We start from the raw sequence: 20,194 nt of genomic DNA, 5'->3' as shown, positions 1-20,194 counted from the left end.
GCTACGCGGAGCGGCAACCGGGTTATCGGCCGAGCAGCGCGGTCACGACCGGGTCCAGGCGGGCCAGCGTGCGGGTCGCCGGCTCACCCCGGGCCAGCGCGCTCTCCAGGACGCCGTGCAGGCCGTGCAGCAGGAACTGCCAGGCGGCGAGCCAACATTTCCGGCGCGCCCGCGGTTGGGCCCGCTCGGCCGTCGTCGTCAAGCCGTTCTGGAGCCCGGGCCGGCGCGGAATGGACTAGGTGGGGCTTTCCCTACCCCCGATAGGGCCGCCCACGGCAATGACCTCGACCCCTCGCGCGGGAGATCGTGAACGCACCACAGACGCGAAGGGGTACGAGCCATGCAGCGCACCGCCATCTCCCGCCGTTCCGTGCTCGCCGGCGCCGCCGGGCTCGCCGCGGGCGCGGCCGTCGGCGTCGGCCGGGCCGGCGCCACGCCGCGGGTGGCACCGGCGGCCGACCGGGTCACCGCGATCACCCATGTCACCGTCATCGACGCCACGGGCGCGCCGGCCAAGCGGGACATGACCGTGCTCCTGCGCGGCGGCCGGATCCTCGCGGTCGAGCCCAGCCGGCGGGTCGGTGCGCTGCCGGGCGCCCACGTCGTCGACGGGCGCGGCAGGTACCTGATCCCGGGCCTGGCCAACATGCACAATCACACGTTCGACGGCGACGCGATCGAGCTGCCGCTGCATCTCGTCAACGGTGTCACGACGGTCCGGGACATGAGCGCCAACGACGACGTCACGCGGTGGCGGCGGGAGATCGAGGCCGGCACCCGGCTCGGGCCGCGCTGGACCATCGGCAGCCCGATCGTCGACGGTTCGCCGTCGCTGTGGGAAGGGCTGGGGGCTCCCTACATCGCCGTCGGGACGGCGGCCGAGGGACGCGCCGCGGTCCGCGCCCAGAAGGACGCCGGTGCCGACTTCATCAAGGTCTACACACGACTGTCCCGCGCGTCGTTCTTCGCCATAGCCGACGAGGCCCGCCGGCAGCGGATCCCGTTCCTGGGCCACCTCTCCGACTTCGTGCAGATGACGGAGGCCAGCGACGCCGGGCTGGCCAGCATCGAACATCTCTTCCAGGTCTGGTACGACACGTCGAGCCGCGAGGACGAGCTGCGCCGCGCCATCACGTCGGTGCCGATCGCGGGCGGCGAGTACAACGGCTGGCTCAACAGGATGCACCCGTACGAGTACGCCGCCGCCCGCAGCTACGACCCGCACAAGGCGGCCGCGGTGTTCGCGAGGCTCGCCCGCAACGGCACCAGGGTCTGCCCGACGCTGGTGCTGCACACGTTCACCGACATGCCCGGCGACACCCCGATGACCGACCCGCGGTACGCGTACTTCCCGGCCGCCACGCGCGAGTTCTGGGCGTACGCCCTCGAACTGATCTACAGGAACGGCCGCACGCCCGAGCAGGATGCCCGCGGCCGCGAGATCTTCGAGCGGCGGCTGCGCCTGGTGCACGACCTGGACCGCGCCGGCGTGCCGCTGATGGCCGGCACAGACAACGGCACCGCGTACCTGATGCCGGGCTTCAGCCTCCACGACGAGCTGGCCCGGCTCTCCGAGGCCGGGCTGTCCAACCAGCGGGTGCTGCAGACGGCGACCGTCGAACCGGCCCGCTACCACGGGGTCCACGACCGCGGCACGATCGAGCGGGGCAACGTCGCCGACCTGGTCCTGCTCGACGCCGACCCGCTGCGCGACATCCGCAACACGACCCGCATCCACTCGGTCGTGGTCCGCGGCCAGGTGATCGACCCGGCCACCCGCGCGCGGATGCTCGCCGACGTCAAGAAGGCCGCCGCCGCGGCCCCGCCGCCCGCCGCTTCACCCACCGCCGCGCGCTGCGCCTGCTCACCATCCCCGGATCAGCCGGCCACCACGAACGTGTAGTACTGGTAGTCGGTCGTCTGGCCGTTCTCCTTGATGCCCCACACCGTCAGGTAGTGGTAACACGCGCAGCCCGGTGTCCAGGTGACGCTGGCGGTCCCGTCCGAATCCGCCGGGACCGTCTGTTCCGGCTCGCCTTCGAACCGGTAGCCGAAGCTCGTCACGCCCGGCACGAGCGTGGCAAAGGTGAACGTGCCCGGCACGCCCACGCCGCCGCCCGGCTCGTAACCCGACGGGTAGACGTCGGACGAGACGGATGGCGCCGAAGGCACGTAGAACCGGAACTCGTAGGGCGTCGACCGCCGGCCGTCGGCCGTGCGGGCGACGACGGACAGCACGTTGTCGCCCGCCCGGTCCGGTGCCAGCACCACCGATGCCGCGCGGTCCACCGCGGGCACCGTCCGCTCGGCGCCGTCGTTGAGCTTGTACGCGAAGTCGGCGACGTCCGCCAGCTGTGACGTGAAGGAGAACGTGTCCTCGACGCCGATGCCACCCCACGATCCCCATCCGTAGCCGTTCGCCGACACGTACGGGGTGTCGTCGAGCACATGGAACGCGTAGGTGGTCTGTTCCGACTCCACGCCCGCGGCGTCGACCGAGGTGACGACCAGCGTGTGCCCGAACGGTGTGGTCGGGGTGTAGCGCACGTCGGCCACACCGTCCGCCGAGGCGGCCACGGTCTGCCGTGGACCGTCGTCGAAGGCGTACCGGTAGGAGACGACGTCCGGCACCCGCGGGGTGAGGGTGAAGGTCCCCGCCAGGCCCGGCCGGCCGCTGGCGACGTCGCTCGGGTAGTCCGGGGATACCACCCGCGGGCCGCCGAAGACGACGAACCGGTAGAGGCGCTCCGGCGACTGCGTGCCGTCCGAGTCCCGACTGCGCACCCGCAACTCGTGCGGTCCGGCGGTCGTCGGCGTGAAGTACACCTCGTCGAACATCGTCGCCACCTGCTCCGGGCCGTCGTCGAAGCGGTAGACGAACTCGAAGTGGCCGAGCTGCGAGGAGAAATAGAACTGGCCCTGCTCGCCCGGTCCGCCGTTCGAGCCCGAGTCGGCGTAGACGCTGCTCCACACGCCGGGCAGCCGGTCGGCGACCTGGAACGAGTAGATTCCCGGCCCGGTCTCGGCGCCGTCGGCATCGACCGCCCAGACGTTGACCGACGCCCAGCCGATCGCGGCCGGAGTCCACCGGACGCTGGCCGCGCCGACCGGGACCGTGCCCTCCGTGCCGTCCGAGAAGGCGTAGCGGAACGCGACCACGCCGGGCGATCGCGGTGTGAAGGTGAACGTGCCCGGCACGCCCTCACCGCCCGCGGCTTGGGATTCCGGGTACTCGGCCGAGACGATCCGCGGTTCCGACGGCAACCACCACCTCGCGGTGCGGGTGCTCGCGACGCCGGCGGCAGTGCGGCTGGTGACGGTCAGGGTCCGGTCGCCGCCCCAGCGCGCGGTGATCTCGACCTCGGCGCGGCCTTCGGCGTCGGCGGCAACGGTCTGCTCGGGCTCGCCGTCGAGTTGGTAGCGGAACTCGACGGCAGTGCCGTTGAAGCTGCCGAAGGTGAACGTGGTCGGCTGGCCGACCTCCCAGAAGTAGCCGTCGATGGTCGGACGCTGGTCGACGGCGCGGATGTCGTAGGTGGTCTCCTCGGTCCGGTATCCGGCCGCGTCCGCCCCGAACACCTCCAGCCGGTCGATCGCGTCGCCGGGTGCGTAGGTGACGGTGGCCCGGCCGCGCCGGTCGGCCGCCACGAAGTGGCTACGGCCGTCGCCGTGGAGGCTCGACCAGTAGAAGCCGGCGATCCTGTCCGTGCCGGTGTAGGTGAAGTGGAACTCGCCGGGCCGGCCGACCGCGTCGTGCCACTGACCGTCCTCCGGGTAGTCGGTCGAGGTAACGGTGACCGTGCCCTGCGGCGCCTGCTTGTCGACGACGAACCGGCAGGTCTCGCTCCAGGCGCTGTGGTCGGTGTCGTCGAAGGCGCGCACCCGCCAGGCGTACGTGGCTCCGTCCACGAGCGTCTCGGGTAGCAGGTCGACACGCATGTCCGCGGGCGCGTACGAGCTGTCCTCCAGGACGGTGCGCGGCTCGGTCGAGCCGACCCGCCAGACCTCGAACCGGCCGGTCAACCGGTCGCCTCCGCCGGTCTCGTTCATGTCCGGGTCGGTGGCCGTCGCGCGCAACGAGACCCGGTCGTTCCGCACGAGCGTGAACGGCTTGTCGGTCGCGCACGCGGCGTTGTTCGTGGTCAGCCCGGTCGGCGTGAGCGGCGCGTTGTTGTAGTCGATCACGAGGCCGAACGAGGAGCGGTACGTCCGGAAGTTCGCCGGCTCGTCCTCGATGTTGGCCGGCAGCCGGAGCGACAGGGTCAGCGTGCGCCGGCCCTCGGCCACGGCCGCCTGCACGGCCTTGAGCGCGTCCCATTCGACGTGCGACGGCTTGCACGCGTCCGTCTCCAGGGTCGAGATCCTGGCCAGGTCACGCGGCGGCGCGGTCCAACTGGTCCCGGAGGTGACCGGCGTCGTGCGCCACAGGGTCACCGGGGGGCGGTTCGCGCAGTCCGCGGCCTCGGTCTCGCCGGTGAACAGGATCGCCTTGAGGATCCGGGCGCCCTGGAACCGGGACAGGTCGAAGGTGAAGTACGGGCGCGCCGTGTGCGTCACTCCGGCCTCGGTCCAAGTGCCCAGCGGCGCGTCGCCCGGCCCGTCGATGACGACGGTGTCGGGGTCGGCGGCGTCGATGACAGCCCAGGACGTCGATTGTTCGTACCTGCCGATGGCGGCGGCCGGCGCGGTCGTGGTGACCGCCAACGCCGTCGCGGTGAGCGCGATCGTGCCGATCGCGGCCAGGAATCTGCGCATTCGCGCCGAACCTCCCCGTGAACCTCGCATCGAGATATGCGAGCACGGGAATGTTAGGGCAGCGTTGATCATCAAACAACCGCCGGAACAGCGGGTTATCCGACGATCGGATGAGCCCAGGCTTGCAGCCCCGTGCCATCATCCTGGTGAACATTCATGGGGGTGGAATCGACAGGTGGGCGACTTCATCGACACCGCACTCGGGTTTCCGGCAGTGGTTTTCACCGTTCTGCTCGCGGTGGTCGTCTGCTACTGGATCCTGGTGCTGGTCGGCGGTTTCGACGCCGATGCCGACGGCTGGCTGGACGGTGCGCTCGACCGGCTCGGGCTCGGTGGCACGCCGGCGACCATCGTGTTGTCCATTGTGGTGGCCGTTGCCTGGTTCGCCAGTCTCGTCGGCAGCGTCCTGTTCGGCGCCCATCCCCTGCTCGAGATCCTGGTGCTGCTGGCCAGCCTCGCGGTCGGCTGGTTGGTCGCCAACCAGCTCCGCCGGCCGCTGCGCCGGTTCTTCCCGACGGCGCCCGAGGCGTCCCGCCACGACTTCGTCGGCCGCGAGTGCGTGATCCGCACCGGCCGCGTCGGCATCGACTTCGGCCAGGCCGAGGTGCACGCCGCCGACGGTTCCTCCGCCATCGTGCAGGTCCGCCAGACAGGCCCCGACACGTTCGCGGCCGGGACCCGTGCGGTCATCTACGACTACGACACCGCCGGTGAGTTCTTCTGGGTTGTGCCGGCCGACCTCTCGGATCGATCGAAGGACCGTTGATGGACGTCATCTCCCTTGGGTTCCTCGTGCTCGTCCTGGTGCTGCTGCTTGTGCTCCTGGGCGTGCTGCTGCTGGTCAGCCGGTTGTTCAAGAAGGTGGAGCAGGGCAAGGCGCTGATCATCTCGAAGACCCGCAAGGTCGACGTCACGTTCACCGGCGCCGTGGTGCTGCCGGTGTTCCACAAGTCCGAGATCATGGACATCTCGGTGAAGACCATCGACATCGAGCGGTTCGGCAACGACGGGCTGATCTGTCAGGACAACATCCGGGCCGACATCAAAATCACCTTCTTCGTACGCGTGAACAAGACCGCCGAAGACGTGGTGAAGGTGGCCCAGGCGATCGGCACCGCGCGCGCCAGCGACCAGTCGACGCTCCAGGAGCTGTTCAGCGCGAAGTTCTCCGAGGCGCTCAAGACGGTCGGCAAGCAGCTCGACTTCGTCGACCTCTACACCAAGCGCAACGAGTTCCGCGACCGGATCATCGCCGTCATCGGCACCGACCTCAATGGATACTCGCTCGAGGACGCGGCGATCGACGTGCTGGAGCAGACTCCGCTGGACCAGCTCGACCCGCGGAACATCCTCGACGCGCAGGGCATCCGGAAGATCACCGAGTTGACCGCCGCCGAGCACGTGCGCACGAATGAATACCGGCGCAACGAGGAGAAGGAGATCACCCGCCAGAACGTCGACGCGAAGGAGGCGATCCTCGAGCTGGAGCGTCGCCAGGCCGACGCGGAGATCAAGCAGCGGCGGGAGATCGACACCATCCGGGCCCGCGAGGAGGCCGAGACCGAGCTGGTCCGCGCCGAACAGCGGCTGCGCTACAACTCCGCGAACCTGCGCACCGACGAGCAGCTGGGCGTCCAACGGGAGAACCAGGCGCGGGAGATCGCGGTCGCCGAGAAGAACCGCGAACGCGTCATCGCGATCGAGACCGAGCGGATCGAGAAGGACCGCATGCTCGAGGTGATCGGCCGCGAGCGGGAGACCGAGCTGTCGACGATCGCCAAGAACAAGGAGGTCGAGGCCGAGAAGCGGGCGATCGCCGAGGTCATCCGCGAGCGGATCGCGGTCGAGAAGACCGTCGCCGAGCAGGAGGAGCACATCAAGCGCCTCCGGGTGGTCGAGGAGGCCGAGCGGCTGCGGCAGTCGACGGTGATCCAGGCCGAGGCTCAGGCCCAGGAGGGGCTGGTCCGCGACATCAAGGCCGCCGAGGCGGCGGAGACCGCGGCCAAGCACAAGGCGCGCGAGCAGCTCGTCCTCGCCGAGGCGCGGCAGCAGGCGGCCGAGCTGGACACCCGCGCGAAGATCCGGCTGGCCGAGGGCGCGCAGGCCGAGGCGGCCGCGGCCGGGCTCGCCGAGGTGCAGGTGCGCGAGCGGGACGCCGAGGCGATCGAGAAGGTCGGCCGGGCCGAGGCCGTGGTCGAGCGGGAGAAGGCGATCGCGGCGGCCGAGGGCATGCGCGAGAAGCTCAAGGGCGAGGCCGAGGGCCTGACCGAGAAGGCCGCGGCGATGGCCGCGCTCGACGACGCGACCCGCGAGCACGAGGAGTACCGGCTGCGGCTGGAGGCCGAGAAGGAGATCCGGCTCGCCGGCATCGACGTGCAGCGGCAGGTCGCCGAGGCGCAGGCGACGATCGTCGGCAAGGGCCTGGAGAAGGCCGACATCGACATCGTGGGCGGCGACAGCGTCTTCTTCGACCGGCTGCTCGGCGCGATCTCGGTCGGCAAGAGCGTCGACGGCTTCATGCAGCACTCGACGGTGGCCAGCTCGCTGGCGCAGCCGTGGCTCAACGGCGACTCCAGCTTCGCCGACGACCTCGGCAAGCTGCTGGGCAAGGTGAACACCGCCGACCTGACCAACCTCACGCTGTCGGCCTTCCTGCTCCAGCAGATCCGGGCGGGTGGCGACGACGCGGGCAAGCTGCGCGAGCTGCTGACGGCCGCGGAGAAGCTGGGCGTCGCGGACGCACCGCTCTCCGCGCTCGACGCCAAGCCCCACCCGGCCGCCCGTGGCTGACGTCCAAACACAGCCGACCAGCCTGGACGCCGGCACCTATGAGGTGCTGCGCGACCGGCTGGCGGCGCGCTCCGCCGAGCTGGCGCGCCGGGCGGAGGAGCTGAACGCCCGGCGGCTCGCCGAGTTCGGCAGCACCGAGCTGCGCCTGGTCGGCACCGACCGGGTCCGCACCGAGCACAACTGCGTGCCGCGCGACATCGTGCCGGCCGCGGGCGTGATGCTGTTCGGCTACAACGTGTTCCTCGGCCTCAAACCGGAGACCACGGTCGGCGACGTCTTCTCGCTGCACCGGTTCATGCGCGACGGCGACGCGTTCCGCTTCGACGACGTGGCGGCGGCCGAGGTGCCCGGGCTGCTCGACGACGAGACGTTCCAGCGCGACTTCGCCGAGCTCTACCGCTACTACAAGGAAACCCGGCTGGCCACGCTCCGCGAGGTCGACGGCAAGCTGCTCGCGGTCTTCCAGACCGGGCCACGGCCGGAGGACGTCCGGGTGCTCCGCTGGACGACCGCACCGAATGTCTCCTATGTGGACAATCGCGGCGAGCGCGACCACGTCTTCCCGCCCAGCCACGACTTCGAGTGGGTGGAGACGACCCGCGACGACCACGTGCTCGGCCGGCACCCGCACATCTCCATCGCCGGCGAGGTGTTCGTCGAGACGGTCGGCGGCGACCTCACCCTCAAGGTGGAGGACAACACCGAGTCCGGCGAGGGCATCTATTCCGAGCCGGTCGAGCAGCCGTTGCAGAGCCTGGCCGACGCCGACGTGCACTGGGCCCGGGTCGGTCCGCTGATCCTGCTGCGCATCCGCCCGTACAAGGAGAGCGCCTGGCGTCATCTGGTCTTCAACACCCGCACCAAGGGCGTGGTCCGGCTCGACGGCATCGGGCAGGCCTGCCAGCGGTTGCCCGAGGACCACGGCATCGTCTTCCCGGGCGGTTTCTACCTGACGACCGGCGTGGTGAAGACCTTCGAGACCGACACGGCCGACCTGGTGTTCGAGCGCGTGATCCGGTCACCCAACGGCGAGGACGTGCTCTACGTCTTCCACGCGCTGGCCGAGGGGCGCAGCCTGCTGCTGCCGTACAACCTGATCCGCAAGGAGGTGGCCACGCCGCTCTCCTGCCACGGCTACTCGCTGTTCGACGACGGCACTCTGGTGATCTTCCGCGCCACCTCCGACGAGCCGACCCGGGTCCACCCGATGCAGGTGTGGCAGACCCCGTTCCAGTCCGACGCGTACGCCGCGCGCCAGCCCGCCGGCACCGGTGCGCTGGCCCGGGTGGGCAACGCCGACCTCGTCCGCGGCATCTCGGACGCGCTGTCCGTCGCCCGGATGGTCGGCGAGATGAGCCCGTCGATCCCGGTGTACGAGGCGCTGATCGCCACCTGCGTCCGGGTCTTCGACCACTACCACTGGCTGGGCGAGGCGGAGCTGTGCGACCTGCGCACCCCGCTCGCCGAGGTGCGTGCGACCGCCGAGCAGGTGCTCGACGAGTACGAGAAGGTCGAGGCGCTCACCACCGCCGCGGCCACCGCGCTGGAGGCCGCGGCGGCCGACATCGCGTCGCTGGTCCGCCGGGTCAACGGCGAGGCACCCACCGGCACCGACGGCTGGATCCGCCAGCTCGCGGAACTGCGCCGGGCCCAGGGCCACCTGGAGACGCTGCGCGAGCTGCGCTACGTCGACGTGGCCCGGATCGACGCGCTGGCCACCGAGCTGTCCGGCCAGCTCGACGCCGCCGCCCGGCGCGCCGTGGCGTTCCTCGAGCGCGACGACGCGTTCGCCGGCTACCGCGACGAGGTCGACCGGCTCGCCACCGAGGGTGCGGAGGCTCCCACGGTCGCGGCGGTCGGGCCGGTCAACGAGAAGCTGATCGAGCAGGCCGACGCGCTGCGCCTCGTAACCGACGTGGTCGGCACGCTGGACATCGCCGACGCCACCGTGCGCACCACGATCCTGGAGCGGATCGGCGAGGTGCTCGGCGGGGTCAACCGGGCGCGGGCCACCCTCGACGCCCGCCGCCGCGACCTGGCCGCGATCGAGGGCCGGGCCGGCTTCGCGGCCGAGTTCGCGCTGCTCAACCAGGCGGTGACCGGCGCGCTGGCGGCCGCGGACACCCCGGAGGCGTGCGACGACCAGCTCGGCCGGCTGCTGCTGCAGGTGGAGAACCTCGAGTCGCGGTACGGCGAGTTCGACGACTTTCTCACCGAGCTGTCCACCAAGCGCACGGACGTCTACGAGGCGTTCTCGGCCCGCAAGCAGGCGCTGGTCGACGACCGCGCGCGGCGGGCCGACCGGCTCGTCGAGTCCGCGGACCGGATCCTCATCAGCGTCCGCCGCCGTGCGTCCACTATAGACACGCTGGACGACGTCAACACCTACTTCGCCGCGGACCCGATGGTGGCCAAGCTCCGCTCGGTCGCCGACGAGCTGCGGGCGCTCGGCGACGCGGTGCGCGCCGAGGAGCTGGACGGCCGGGTCAAGGCCGCGCGGCAGGAGGCCGGCCGGGCGTTGCGGGACCGGGTCGACCTGTTCCGCGACGGCGGCGAGACCATCCAGCTCGGCCGGCACCGGTTCGCCGTCAACACGCAGGCGATCGAGCTGGCCCTGGTGCCGCACGAGGGCGCGCTGGCGGTCGCCGTCACCGGCACCGACTACCGGGCGCCGGTCGACGACCCGGAGTTCGCCAGCACGCGCGAGTTCTGGGACCAGCCGCTGGTCTCGGAGTCCCCGGCCGTGAGTCGCGCCGAGTTCCTGGCCACCTCGATCCTCGCCACCGCCGACCTCGACGCGCTGCGCGCCGCCGCGGCCGGCGGCACGCTCGCCGACCTGGTGCGGCGGGCCGCCGAGGAGCGCATCGACGAGGGCTACGAGCGGGGCATCCACGACGCCGACGCCACCGCGATCCTGGACGCGCTGCTGCGCCTGCACGCCGCCGCCGGGCTGCTGCGCTATCCGCCCGTTGCCCGGTCGGCCGCCCAGCTCTTCTGGGCGTTCGGCTCCCCGAACCAGGCCTGGCAGCGGCGGGCCGCCTCGCTGGCCCGGGCGCGCGCGGTGTTCGGTGGCTCACCGGCGATCGACGAGCTGGAAGCCGAACTGGGCGCGGCCATCACGGCGTTCGGGCTGCTCGACCACCCGCTGGCCGGCGAATATCTGTTCGAGGAGCTGGCCGCGGGCAGCAACGGGTTCGTCACGAGCGCCGGTGCTCGGGCCCTGGTGACCGAGTTCCGCAAGCGGCTCGGCCGGCCCAAGGCGCGCGAGTTCGACGAGGACCTGCGCGCGCTCGGCGACGACCTGGCGGCCCGGCACCAGCTCGCCGAGGCCTGGCTGACCGCCTTCGCGAACGGGCACGACGACCTCGCCGAGGCGGTCGCGATCGAGCTGTGCGGGGCGGACCTGCCCCGCTACGACTCGTCGGCTTCGCTGACCGCGACGGTCGACGGGCTGCTCGCCACCCACCCACGGATCGCCGAACGCCGGCTGACCCTGCGGTTGGACGAGGCGCTGACGCGTACCCGGGAGTTCCGTGACCGCCGGGTCCCGGCCTTCCGCGACTACCAGCGCAAGCGCGCGGTCGTCACGGCCCGGGCCGGTTCACGGTTGCGGCTGGACGAGCACAAGCCGCGGGTGATGGCCGGGTTCGTGCGCAACCGGCTGCTGGACGAGGTCTACCTTCCCCTGATCGCCGACAACCTGGCGAGGCAGGTGGGCGCCGCGGGTGACGGCAAGCGGGTCGACCAGTCCGGCCTGCTCCTGCTGATCTCCCCGCCCGGCTACGGCAAGACCACGCTGATGGAGTACGTCGCGAGCCGGCTCGGGCTGGTGTTCGTCAAGGTGAACGGGCCGGCCCTGGGCACCGGCGTCACCTCGGTCGACCCGGCGTCGGCGCCCAACGCGACCGCGCGGCAGGAGGTCGAGAAGATCTCGTTCGCGCTGGAGATGGGCAGCAACGTGCTGCTCTACCTCGACGACATCCAGCACACGTCGCCCGAGCTGCTGCAGAAGTTCATCTCGCTCTGCGACGCGCAGCGCCGGATGGAGGGCGTCTGGGACGGCCGGACCCGGACGTACGACCTGCGCGGCAAGCGGTTCGCGGTGTGCATGGCCGGCAACCCCTACACCGAGTCCGGCAAGCGGTTCCGGGTGCCCGACATGCTGGCCAACCGGGCCGACGTGTGGAACCTCGGCGACGTCCTGTCCGGCCGCGAGGACCTGTTCGCGCTCAGCTACGTCGAGAACGCGCTGACCGCCAACCCGGTGCTGGCGCCACTGTCCACACGGGAGCGTGGCGACGTCGAGCTGCTCGTGCGGATGGCCCGGGGCGACAGCTCGGTGCTGCCCGACCAGCTGGCGCACCCGTACCCGGCGGTCGAGCTGGCCCAGATCCGGTCGGTGCTCACGAAGCTGCTGCGGGTGCAGGACGTGGTGCTCGCCGTCAACCGCGCCTACATCGCCTCCGCGGGGCAGGACGACGCCGCCCGCACCGAGCCGCCGTTCCTGCTGCAGGGCTCGTACCGCAACATGAACAAGCTCGCCGAACGGATCCTGCCGGTGATGAACGACGAGGAGCTGGAGACGGTCCTCGACGACCACTACCTGGGCGAGGCACAGACCCTGGCCGCGGCGGCGGAGGCCAACCTGCTCAAGCTGGCCGAGCTCCGGGGGCGCCTGTCGGCGGCGCAGGCGCAGCGGTGGGCGGCGGTGAAGGCCGCCTATCTGCGCCAGAAGGCGCTCGGCGGCGCCGACGACGACCCGATGGCCCGCGCGGTGGGCGCGGTCGGCCTGGTCGCGGACCGCATCGGCGCCATCGAGGCCGCGCTGCGGGACCGGCCCTAGCGCCAGACCTGTTCCGCGACCCGGCGGAAGTTGCCGCCCAGGATGCCGGTGATGGCCTCCGCCGGGTAGCCGCGGTCGATCAGCGCCTGCTCGACCCGGAGCAGGTCCTCCGGCGGCATGATCTTGATCGGGCCCCACCGGGCGTACATCTCGGGGAACAGTTCCGGGTTCTCGGCCATCTCGCGGTTGAGGTCTTCGAGGTCGAACGAGTAGTCGGAGGACACGCCGACGTGGTCGGGGCCGACCAGCTCCACCGCGTAGTCGATGTGGCGGACCATCGCCTCGACCGAGGCGTCGTTGGGGCCGAGGAAGATGCCGACGCCGGTGATGCCGACGACTCCCCCGGTCTCCGCGCACGCCCGGGCCTGGTCGTCGGTGATGTTGCGCTCGTGCTCCCACAGCGCCCGCATGCACGAGTGGCTGTAGACCATCGGCTTCTCGGTGACCTCGGCCAGGTCGAGGCCGGTGCGGATGCTGCAGTGCGAGCCGTCGACGACCATGCCGACCGCGTTCATCTCCCGGACCAGGTCCCGCCCGTACGCCGTGAGCCCCTCGTCGACCACGTCGGTGCACCCGGACCCGGCCGCGTTGCGCACGTTGTAGGTGGGCAGCAGCGTGCGTACGCCGAGGTCGTAGAACTCCTTGACCCGCTCGAGCCGGCCGCCCAGCGGCGCGGAGTCCTCCAGGTCGAAGGCCACGCCCACCTGGCCGGCCCGGGTCGCCGCGTCGATGTCGGCGACCCCGTCGACCAGGGTCAGCCGCTCGTCCGCGGTCACCCCCGCCCGCCAGGTGTGCAGCAGCTCGAAGACCAGCTCCGTGGGATGGGGCGAGAAGCCGACGTTGACCGAGACGTACGCGCCGCCGGCGCGGGCGTAGCGGGCCAGCTCGCCGATGTCCGCCGTGGGCACGAGCGGCAGGCAGCAGTGCTGTTCCCAGAGGAGCCGATGATCCATTACCGCACCCTACGCCGCCATCTTGAATCGGCGCAGGGCCAGCGGGGCGAACACCGCGGTCAGCAGGGCGCAGCCGACCAGCAGGTAAGCCAGGCTCGCCCCGGGCGGGTCGCCGGCCATCAGCGCCCGCGCGGCGGTGACGAGCTGGCTGACCGGGTTCACGTCGACGAACGCCTGCAGCCAGCCCGGCAGCGTGGCCGGCGTGGTGAAGATGTTGCTGAAGAACGACAGCGGATAGAGCACGGCCTGGGTCAGCGCGAGCACGGCGCCCGGCATCCGCAGCGAGAGCGCGAGCAGCGTCCAGGCCCACGACAGGCTGACCGCGAACAGCAGCACGAGCAGCACGGCGGCCACCACACCCGGCACGCCGCCGGCCGGGCGGAAGCCGAGCGCGAGGCCCAGCGCCACCACCACGACCGAGGCCAGCGCGTAGCGGACCACGTCGCCGATGAGGGCGCCGACGAGCACCGCGCCGGGGCGGATCGACAGGGTGCGGAACCGGTCGTACACCCCGGTCGCGATGTCGACGCTGAGCGCGGCGCCCGTCGTGCCGGTGGTCACCAGCAGCGTCATCACCAGGATCCCGGGGATCAGATAGCCGATGTACGCGTCGATCGAGCCGCCGATCGCACCGCCGAACAGGAGGCTGAAGATCAGCGTGAAGACGACCGGATGGACGGCCACGTCGAGCAGCTGCACCGGGGTGCGCCGGAATTTCTTCAGGGCCCGACCGCCGAAGGCGAGCGTGACGGCCCCCGTGCCTGGCCGGGTCATGCGGGCTGCTCCGCCCGCTGGTCGTTGGTGAGGGCCAGGAACACCTCGTCGAGGCTCGGCTGGCCCAGGGCGAACTCGGCCACCTCGATGCCGGCCCAGGACAGCTCGGCCAGCGCCGCCGCCGCGCCACCGGCCGCCTCCGCCCGGGCGGTGAGCACGGCGGGGTCGCTGCCTTCCGCGGCAGCGGCGCCCAGCACCCGGGACAGCACCTGACGGGCGGCGTCCCGGTCCTCGGCGTCGTGCAGCCGCACCCGCAGGATGCCGCCGCCGATGGACGCCTTGAGCTGGCCGGTGGTGCCCGCGGCGACGATCCGGCCGTGGTCGATGACCGCGATCCGGTCGGCGAGCTGGTCGGCCTCGTCGAGGTACTGCGTGGTGAGCAGCACGGTGGCGCCGTCCGCGACCAGCGACCGGACCAGGCTCCACACCTCGCTGCGGCTGCGCGGGTCGAGGCCGGTGGTCGGCTCGTCGAGGAACAGCAGGTCGGGCGCCACCACCAGGCCCGCGGCGAGGTCGAGCCGCCGGCGCATCCCGCCCGAGTAGGTCCGGACCAGGCGGTCGGCCGCGGCGGCGAGGTCGAACCGGTCGAGCAGCTCGGCGGCCCGCTCCGCGGTGGCTGCCCGGGCGAGGCCGTGCAGGCGGCCGAGCAGGGTCAGGTTCTCCCGGCCGGTCAGGGTCTCGTCGACCGACGCGTACTGGCCGGTCAGGCTGATCCGGTCCCGGACCGCTGTCGCCTCGGCGACCACGTCGTGGCCGAACACCCGGGCGCGGCCGGCGTCGGGGCGCAGCAGCGTGGCCAGCATCCGGATCGTGGTGGTCTTGCCGGCGCCGTTGGGGCCGAGGAAGCCGTAGACCGAGCCGGTCGGCACGGTCAGGTCGATGCCGTCCACCGCCCTGGTCGCGCCGAACGCCTTGACCAGCCCCTCCGCTTCGATTGCGTGCATCCGCATCTCCTTAGAGTTGAACTCTAGTGTTGCACTACAGTGACGTCATTCGTCAAGGTGTGCGCGCGGAATGCTGGGGAAGAAGAGAGGGGTCCACGCGGGATGGGAGGACGCCATGCAGGCCGCAGTTGGTGACCGGCTCGTCGTCGAGGGCGTCCATGTGGGCGATCCGCGGCGGACCGGCGAGATCGTCGAGGTACGCCACGAGGACGGCAGCCCGCCGTACCTGGTCCGGTGGCCGGACGGCAGCGAAGGGCTGGTGTTCCCGGGCACCGAGGCGCACGTGGAGCGCCCGGCGCGGTAACAGGTCAGCCGATGACCGCCGGTCGGGGCGCGTCGGGGGCCGGCGCGCCCCGGTCGAGCCGGCGCCACGTGCGCCGGAAGACCAGCGGCGTCAAGGTCACCAGAAGATAGATCGACGCCGAGAGCACGAGCGCCGGCGTACGGCCGAGCGCGTCCAGGGTCAGGCCGCCGAGCAGGCCACCGAGCGGGATGCCGGCCCAGGCCAGCGATCCGGTGAAGCCGAAGACCCGGGCGTGCAGCTCGGGCGGCACGCGTTCGAACATCGCGCTGGTGATGATCGGGTTGATCGACGCCGACATCGCGCCCACCCAGACCGCGATGCCCAGCACGACCAACAGGTTGGTGGTCGAGGCCAGCCCGAACAGCAGCGGCGAGCCGGCCAGCAGCAGCGAGACCGCGAACGTCGGGTAGCGCGGCAGGCGCGGGCCGAGCCAGGCGAACACCAGCGAGCCGAGCACCGCGCCGAACCCGAACGCGCCCGCGATCGTGCCGAGCACCAGCGGGTCACCGACCGTCTGCTTGATCCAGATCGGCACGTACACCGCCATCGTCGCCTGGTCGATCAGGTTGGTGAACAGGAGCAGCCCGGAGATGGCCAGCAGCAGCCGCTCGGTGCGCACGTAGCGGAGCCCCACCCGCAGCGACGCGAAGTAACCGTCCTCCGTGGACGGACGGGCCGCCGCCGGCACCGCGATCGCGATCAGCACCGCGGCGAACAGCGCGGCGGCGGCGTCCAGCAGGAGCACGTCGGCCGGCCCAAGCAGGGTGATCAGCCCACCGGCGGCCGGCGTGCCGAGCAGGAACGACAGCCGCTCGACGGTCGCGTAGAGCGAGGTCACCCGCTCCAGCGGCGCGCCCGTGGCGGCGGCGAGGTCGGGCACCATCAGCCGCTTCGAGGCGTCGGTGAGGCTCTGCACGGCGCCGAGCGCGGCGACGATGCCGAGCAGCGCGCCGAACGGCAGCCCGGCGAGATGGCTGGTGGCCGGCGCCGCGGCGAGCACAAGGGCGCAGGCCACGCCGCCGGCGACCGCGCACCGCTTCCGGCCGATCCGGTCGATCACCGGCGCTCCGGCGACCCGCACCAGCACGTAGCACCCGGTCTGCGCGAACGCGACGAGGCCCACGCGGCTCGGCGACCCACCGGACTCGATCACCAGCCACGGCAGCGCGATCATCGTCATCTTGTTGCCGGCCAGCGACGCACCCTCCGCGACGAGGAACGCCACCAGCGGTCCCCGCCGCACCCGGTCCATGGCTCCTGAGCAAACCGGCAAAGATCGAAGTCCGCAACCCTGCGCCTATCCGGCGGGCACCTCCACGCGGTCCGCGGCCTGGTCGTCCGCGGCCGGCCGGGCCGGGCGGCGGATGACCAGCAGCGCCACCACCACAGCGGCGACCGCGCCGACCACCCCGGCCCACGACGCGATCGACATCGCACCGACGAACGCGTCACGGGCGGCCCGCGCCAGACCGGTGTCGCCGGTCGCCGCGGCCACCGCGAGCGCCTCGCCCACCGAGTGCCGCGTGCCGGCCGGCGCCGTCTCCGGCATCCGCGCCGCGAACGCGGAGGTCAGCACCGTGCCCAGGACCGCGACGCTGAGCGCCTGACCGACCTGTTGCACGGTGTCGTTGACGGCCGAGCCGACGCCCGCGCGATCCTTCGGCAACGCGGCGAGCAGCGTGCCGACGGCGGCAGGTCCGGCTGTGCCACTGCCGGCGCCGGTCAGCATCAGCGCCACCACGAGGCGGCCGTAGCCGTCACCCGGCGACGTGCCGGCCAGCAGCGCGAACCCGACGCCGAGCAGCACCAGGCCGGTCGCGATCGCCGCCCGGGCGCCGAACCGCTTGTCGAGCACCACGCCGACGCCGTTGAACACCATGACCGTGGCGATCATCGGCGCCAGCGCCAGGCCGGCCTTCAGCGGCGAGAAGCCGAGGACGAACTGGAGGTACTGCGTCAGCGCGAGCAGGATGCCGCCGCTCGCGAAGGCGAGCAGCACGATCGACAGGCTGGCGCCGCTGAAGTTCCGGTCGCGGAACAGGCCCAGCGGCAGCATCGGCTCGGGGACGCGGCGCTCCCAGAGTCCGAACGCGACGATGCCGACGGCGGCCACCACGAGCGCGACGACGACCTGGCCGGCGCCCCAGCCGACCCGCGAGGCCTCGATGATCCCCCAGACCAGCGCGCCCAGCCCGACCATGGACAGCAGCGCGCCGACCAGGTCGGGCCGGCGGGCCGGCCCGCGGGACTCCGGGATGATGAGCAGTGCCGCGACGATGCCGAGGGCCGCGACCGGCACATTGAGCAGGAAGACCGAGCCCCACCAGAAGTGCTCGAGCAGCAGGCCGCCGACCGTGGGCCCGCCCAGCGCGCCGACCATGAGCACGGAGCTCCACACCGCGACCGCCTTCTTGCGCTCGTCGTCGTCGAAGACGGTGGCGAGGATCGAGAGCGTGCCGGGCATCAGGAAGGCCCCGCCGACGCCCATCGCCGCGCGCGCGGCGATCAGCTGACCGGGTGACTGCGCGAAGGTCGCGGCCAGCGAGGCCAGCCCGAAGATCACGAGCCCGATCACCAGACCGCGGCGGCGGCCGTGCCGGTCGGAGAGGCTGCCGGCGGTGAGCAACAGGCCGGCGAACACCAGGATGTACGCGTCGATCATCCACTGGATGTCGGAGGGTGTGGCGCCGAGATCGTCGACCAGGGTCGGGATCGCGACGTTGAGCACGGTGTTGTCGATGACGAGGACCAGCAGGGCGAGACAGAGCACGCCGAGGATCCACCAGCGGCGGGGGTCTCGTCGAGGGGTGTCCATGTGTGTACCTCCTCGTACACTGTGCGACTCTCTCGCACAGTGTACGACTGACTCGTACGGTGTGCGAGCCCGGCTACCATGAGCGAATGCCAGACCCGTTCGCCACCTCGGTGTGGAGCCGTCCGCCCCGGTCCGGCGGCGGCTCGCCGGCGCTGAGCCGGGACCAGATCGTCAAGGCCGCCCTGGAGCTGCTCGACACCGAGGGCATCGACGGGCTGAGCATGCGACGGCTGGGCGCGAAGCTCGGCTCGGGCGCGACCTCGGTCTACTGGCACGTGGCCAACAAGGACGAGTTGCTCGACCTGGCCATCGACGCGGTGATGGGCGAGGTGCCGCTCCCGGCCGCCGACGCGGACTGGCGCACGGCCGCGGCGGCCATGGTGCGCGGCATGCGGGACGTGCTGGTCCGCCATGCGTGGATCGCGAGCCTGTTCGGCGTGCGGCTGAACGTGGGCCCGAACTCGCTGTCTCTCGGCGAGGCGACGATCACGCTCCTGGAGCGGGCGGGCTTCCCGCCGGACGAGGCGGCGTACGCGGCAGCGCTGCTCAGCTCCCACGCGATCGGCGCGGCGGTCACCACGGCGGCCTGGCACACGGCGGTGGCCCGGTCGGGCCTCAGCGAGGCCGAGCTGGGCCGGTCGGTGTCCGAGTTCCAGCAACAGCAGCGTGACAGCTACCCACACCTCGCCCCGGCACCGGTCGACATCCCCGCCTTCCAGCGCGACGCCTTCGAGTACGGCCTCGACCGCCTGCTCGACGGCCTGGCCGCCCGGCTGGCCTGAGAAGTCCCTTTCCGCGCTTCCCGCGGATGCATTAGTTGACTCTGACTATTCAGTCATGGATAGTTGGGGCTGACTAATGGAGGCGACGATGGCAGCGGCGAAGCGGAAGGTCGGCAACCTGCTGGCCCTGGCGGTGCTCTCCTACCTGACGGTGGGGCCGAAGCACCCCTACGAGCTGTCCCGGTTGCTGCGCGAGCACCACGACGACCGCAGCTTCCGGTTCAACCACGGCTCGCTCTACATGGTGATCCAGCAGCTCGCCAAGGCCGGGTTCGCGGCCGAGGTCGAGACCACCCGGGAGGGGCAGCGACCCGAGCGCACCGTCTACGCGATCACCGACGCGGGCCGCGCCGAGTTGCGCGACTGGCTGCGCGCGTTGGTCGGCGAGCCCGACTACGAATACCCGCACTTCGTCGCGGCGCTGTCGCTGATCGCGGCGCTTCCGCCCGACGAGGCGGTCACGCTGCTCCGGCAGCGCGGGCTGCGCCTCGCCGAGCAACGCGCGGAGATCCGGGCGCTGGTCGACAGCGCGGCCGGGGTGCACCCGCTGTTCCTCGTCGAGGAGGAATACCGCGTCGCGCTGCTCGATGCCGAGATCGCCTTCGTCGAGCGGTTCATCGGTCAGATCACGGATCCGGAGACGGGCTGGGGTCCGCAGTGGGCCGCCTTCCACTCCGGCTCAGGGGACAAGGGGGACGAGTCATGATCCGCACCGCACTGGTCATCGGCGGCGGCATCGCCGGCCCGGCGACCGCCATGGCCCTGCAGAAGGCCGGCATCGACGCCACCATCTACGAGGCGTCCACCGCACCGCGCTCCGGCGCGTTCCTGACGCTGGCACCCAACGGCGTCGACGCGCTGCGGGTGCTCGACGCCGACGAGGCCGCGCTGGCGGCCGCGTTCCCGACGCCGGGCATCACCCTGCGCAGCACCACGGGCAAGGTGCTCGGGGTGAGCAGCACGGGCGGCGCGCGCAGCTTCACGCTGCGGCGGGCCGAGCTCTACCGGGCGCTGCATGACGAGGCGGTGGCCCGCGGCATCCCGGTGGTGACCGGCAAGCGGCTGGTCGGCTACGCCGAAGACGCGACGGGGGTACGCGCCGAGTTCGCCGACGGCAGCACCGCGGCGGCCGACGTGCTGGTCGGTGCCGACGGCATCCACTCGGCGGTCCGCCGCACGATGGACCCGACGGCGCCCGCGCGGCGAGCCCCCCAGCAATGGGGCGGCCCGCGCC

Annotated in this window: 15 protein-coding genes; 8 read left to right on the top strand and 7 right to left on the bottom strand. The window is 71.9% G+C overall.

Going from position 1 to position 20,194, the window contains the following annotated elements; translation table 11 throughout:
* Nucleotides 1-22: 22 nt before the first annotated feature.
* Nucleotides 23-202, bottom strand: coding sequence for a hypothetical protein (locus tag AB0H87_RS05775; protein WP_360140238.1), 180 nt, complete (start codon nucleotides 200-202; stop codon nucleotides 23-25).
* A gap of 138 nt (nucleotides 203-340) precedes the next feature.
* Here AB0H87_RS05775 and AB0H87_RS05770 point away from each other — a divergent pair, with 138 nt between their 5' ends.
* Complete coding sequence (locus AB0H87_RS05770; RefSeq protein WP_360140235.1) at nucleotides 341-1,903, top strand: amidohydrolase family protein; 1,563 nt, start codon at nucleotides 341-343, stop codon at nucleotides 1,901-1,903.
* Here AB0H87_RS05770 and AB0H87_RS05765 read toward each other — a convergent pair.
* On the bottom strand, nucleotides 1,879-4,755 hold the full coding sequence (locus AB0H87_RS05765) for a hypothetical protein (RefSeq protein ID WP_360140232.1): 2,877 nt from the start codon (nucleotides 4,753-4,755) through the stop codon (nucleotides 1,879-1,881). The two genes, AB0H87_RS05770 and AB0H87_RS05765, sit on opposite strands and share 25 nt — an antisense overlap.
* A 175-nt stretch (nucleotides 4,756-4,930) precedes the next feature.
* Here AB0H87_RS05765 and AB0H87_RS05760 point away from each other — a divergent pair, with 175 nt between their 5' ends.
* The 3 genes from AB0H87_RS05760 to AB0H87_RS05750 are packed head-to-tail and all read left to right on the top strand — an operon-like array spanning nucleotide 4,931 to nucleotide 12,388.
* Nucleotides 4,931-5,521 (top strand): hypothetical protein, encoded by a 591-nt coding sequence (locus tag AB0H87_RS05760; RefSeq protein WP_360140229.1) that lies wholly within the window; start codon nucleotides 4,931-4,933, stop codon nucleotides 5,519-5,521.
* Nucleotides 5,521-7,545 carry a flotillin family protein gene (locus AB0H87_RS05755; RefSeq protein WP_360140226.1) on the top strand — a complete coding sequence of 675 codons (2,025 nt, stop codon included), beginning with the start codon at nucleotides 5,521-5,523 and terminating at the stop codon, nucleotides 7,543-7,545. Before AB0H87_RS05760 ends, AB0H87_RS05755 begins: the two co-directional genes overlap by 1 nt.
* On the top strand, nucleotides 7,538-12,388 hold the full coding sequence (locus AB0H87_RS05750) for a DNA repair ATPase (protein ID WP_360140223.1): 4,851 nt from the start codon (nucleotides 7,538-7,540) through the stop codon (nucleotides 12,386-12,388). Before AB0H87_RS05755 ends, AB0H87_RS05750 begins: the two co-directional genes overlap by 8 nt.
* Here AB0H87_RS05750 and AB0H87_RS05745 read toward each other — a convergent pair.
* Genes AB0H87_RS05745 through AB0H87_RS05735 form a run of 3 tightly spaced genes read right to left on the bottom strand, consistent with a single transcriptional unit; the run spans nucleotide 12,385 to nucleotide 15,065 of the window.
* Complete coding sequence (locus AB0H87_RS05745; RefSeq protein WP_360140220.1) at nucleotides 12,385-13,341, bottom strand: membrane dipeptidase; 957 nt, start codon at nucleotides 13,339-13,341, stop codon at nucleotides 12,385-12,387. The genes AB0H87_RS05750 and AB0H87_RS05745 overlap by 4 nt on opposite strands.
* A 9-nt stretch (nucleotides 13,342-13,350) precedes the next feature.
* Nucleotides 13,351-14,115: an ABC transporter permease gene (locus tag AB0H87_RS05740; protein WP_360140217.1), complete on the bottom strand. Its 765-nt coding sequence runs from the start codon at nucleotides 14,113-14,115 to the stop codon at nucleotides 13,351-13,353.
* Entirely contained in the window at nucleotides 14,112-15,065 is a 954-nt protein-coding gene (locus tag AB0H87_RS05735) for an ATP-binding cassette domain-containing protein (RefSeq protein WP_360140214.1), read from the bottom strand. The genes AB0H87_RS05740 and AB0H87_RS05735 overlap by 4 nt, the downstream gene beginning before the upstream one ends.
* Nucleotides 15,066-15,174: 109 nt before the next feature.
* Here AB0H87_RS05735 and AB0H87_RS05730 point away from each other — a divergent pair, with 109 nt between their 5' ends.
* Nucleotides 15,175-15,363: a DUF1918 domain-containing protein gene (locus tag AB0H87_RS05730; RefSeq protein ID WP_360140211.1), complete on the top strand. Its 189-nt coding sequence runs from the start codon at nucleotides 15,175-15,177 to the stop codon at nucleotides 15,361-15,363.
* Nucleotides 15,364-15,367: 4 nt separating this feature from the next.
* Here AB0H87_RS05730 and AB0H87_RS05725 read toward each other — a convergent pair whose 3' ends face one another.
* Both AB0H87_RS05725 and AB0H87_RS05720 read right to left on the bottom strand, forming a co-directional pair.
* Nucleotides 15,368-16,615, bottom strand: coding sequence for an MFS transporter (locus AB0H87_RS05725; protein WP_360140208.1), 1,248 nt, complete (start codon nucleotides 16,613-16,615; stop codon nucleotides 15,368-15,370).
* Nucleotides 16,616-16,660: 45 nt separating this feature from the next.
* Nucleotides 16,661-18,178 carry an MFS transporter gene (locus tag AB0H87_RS05720; RefSeq protein WP_360140205.1) on the bottom strand — a complete coding sequence of 506 codons (1,518 nt, stop codon included), beginning with the start codon at nucleotides 18,176-18,178 and terminating at the stop codon, nucleotides 16,661-16,663.
* Nucleotides 18,179-18,264: 86 nt separating this feature from the next.
* On the opposite strand from AB0H87_RS05720, the gene AB0H87_RS05715 reads away from it, so the two are divergent.
* The 3 genes from AB0H87_RS05715 to AB0H87_RS05705 form a co-directional block, all read left to right on the top strand.
* Nucleotides 18,265-18,960, top strand: coding sequence for a TetR/AcrR family transcriptional regulator C-terminal domain-containing protein (locus AB0H87_RS05715; protein ID WP_360140202.1), 696 nt, complete (start codon nucleotides 18,265-18,267; stop codon nucleotides 18,958-18,960).
* 88 nt (nucleotides 18,961-19,048) lie between these two features.
* Nucleotides 19,049-19,666 carry a PadR family transcriptional regulator gene (locus AB0H87_RS05710; protein WP_360140199.1) on the top strand — a complete coding sequence of 206 codons (618 nt, stop codon included), beginning with the start codon at nucleotides 19,049-19,051 and terminating at the stop codon, nucleotides 19,664-19,666.
* The coding region (locus AB0H87_RS05705; RefSeq protein WP_360140196.1) for an FAD-dependent monooxygenase at nucleotides 19,663-20,194 on the top strand (532 nt) is incomplete at its 3' end. The genes AB0H87_RS05710 and AB0H87_RS05705, both read left to right, overlap by 4 nt.

Origin of the sequence: Asanoa sp. NPDC050611, assembly GCF_040654855.1 — a bacterium.
Taxonomy (GTDB): domain Bacteria; phylum Actinomycetota; class Actinomycetes; order Mycobacteriales; family Micromonosporaceae; genus Asanoa.
The sequence above is the reverse complement of the archived record's forward strand: the minus strand, read 5'-3'. Positions and strand labels throughout refer to the sequence as shown.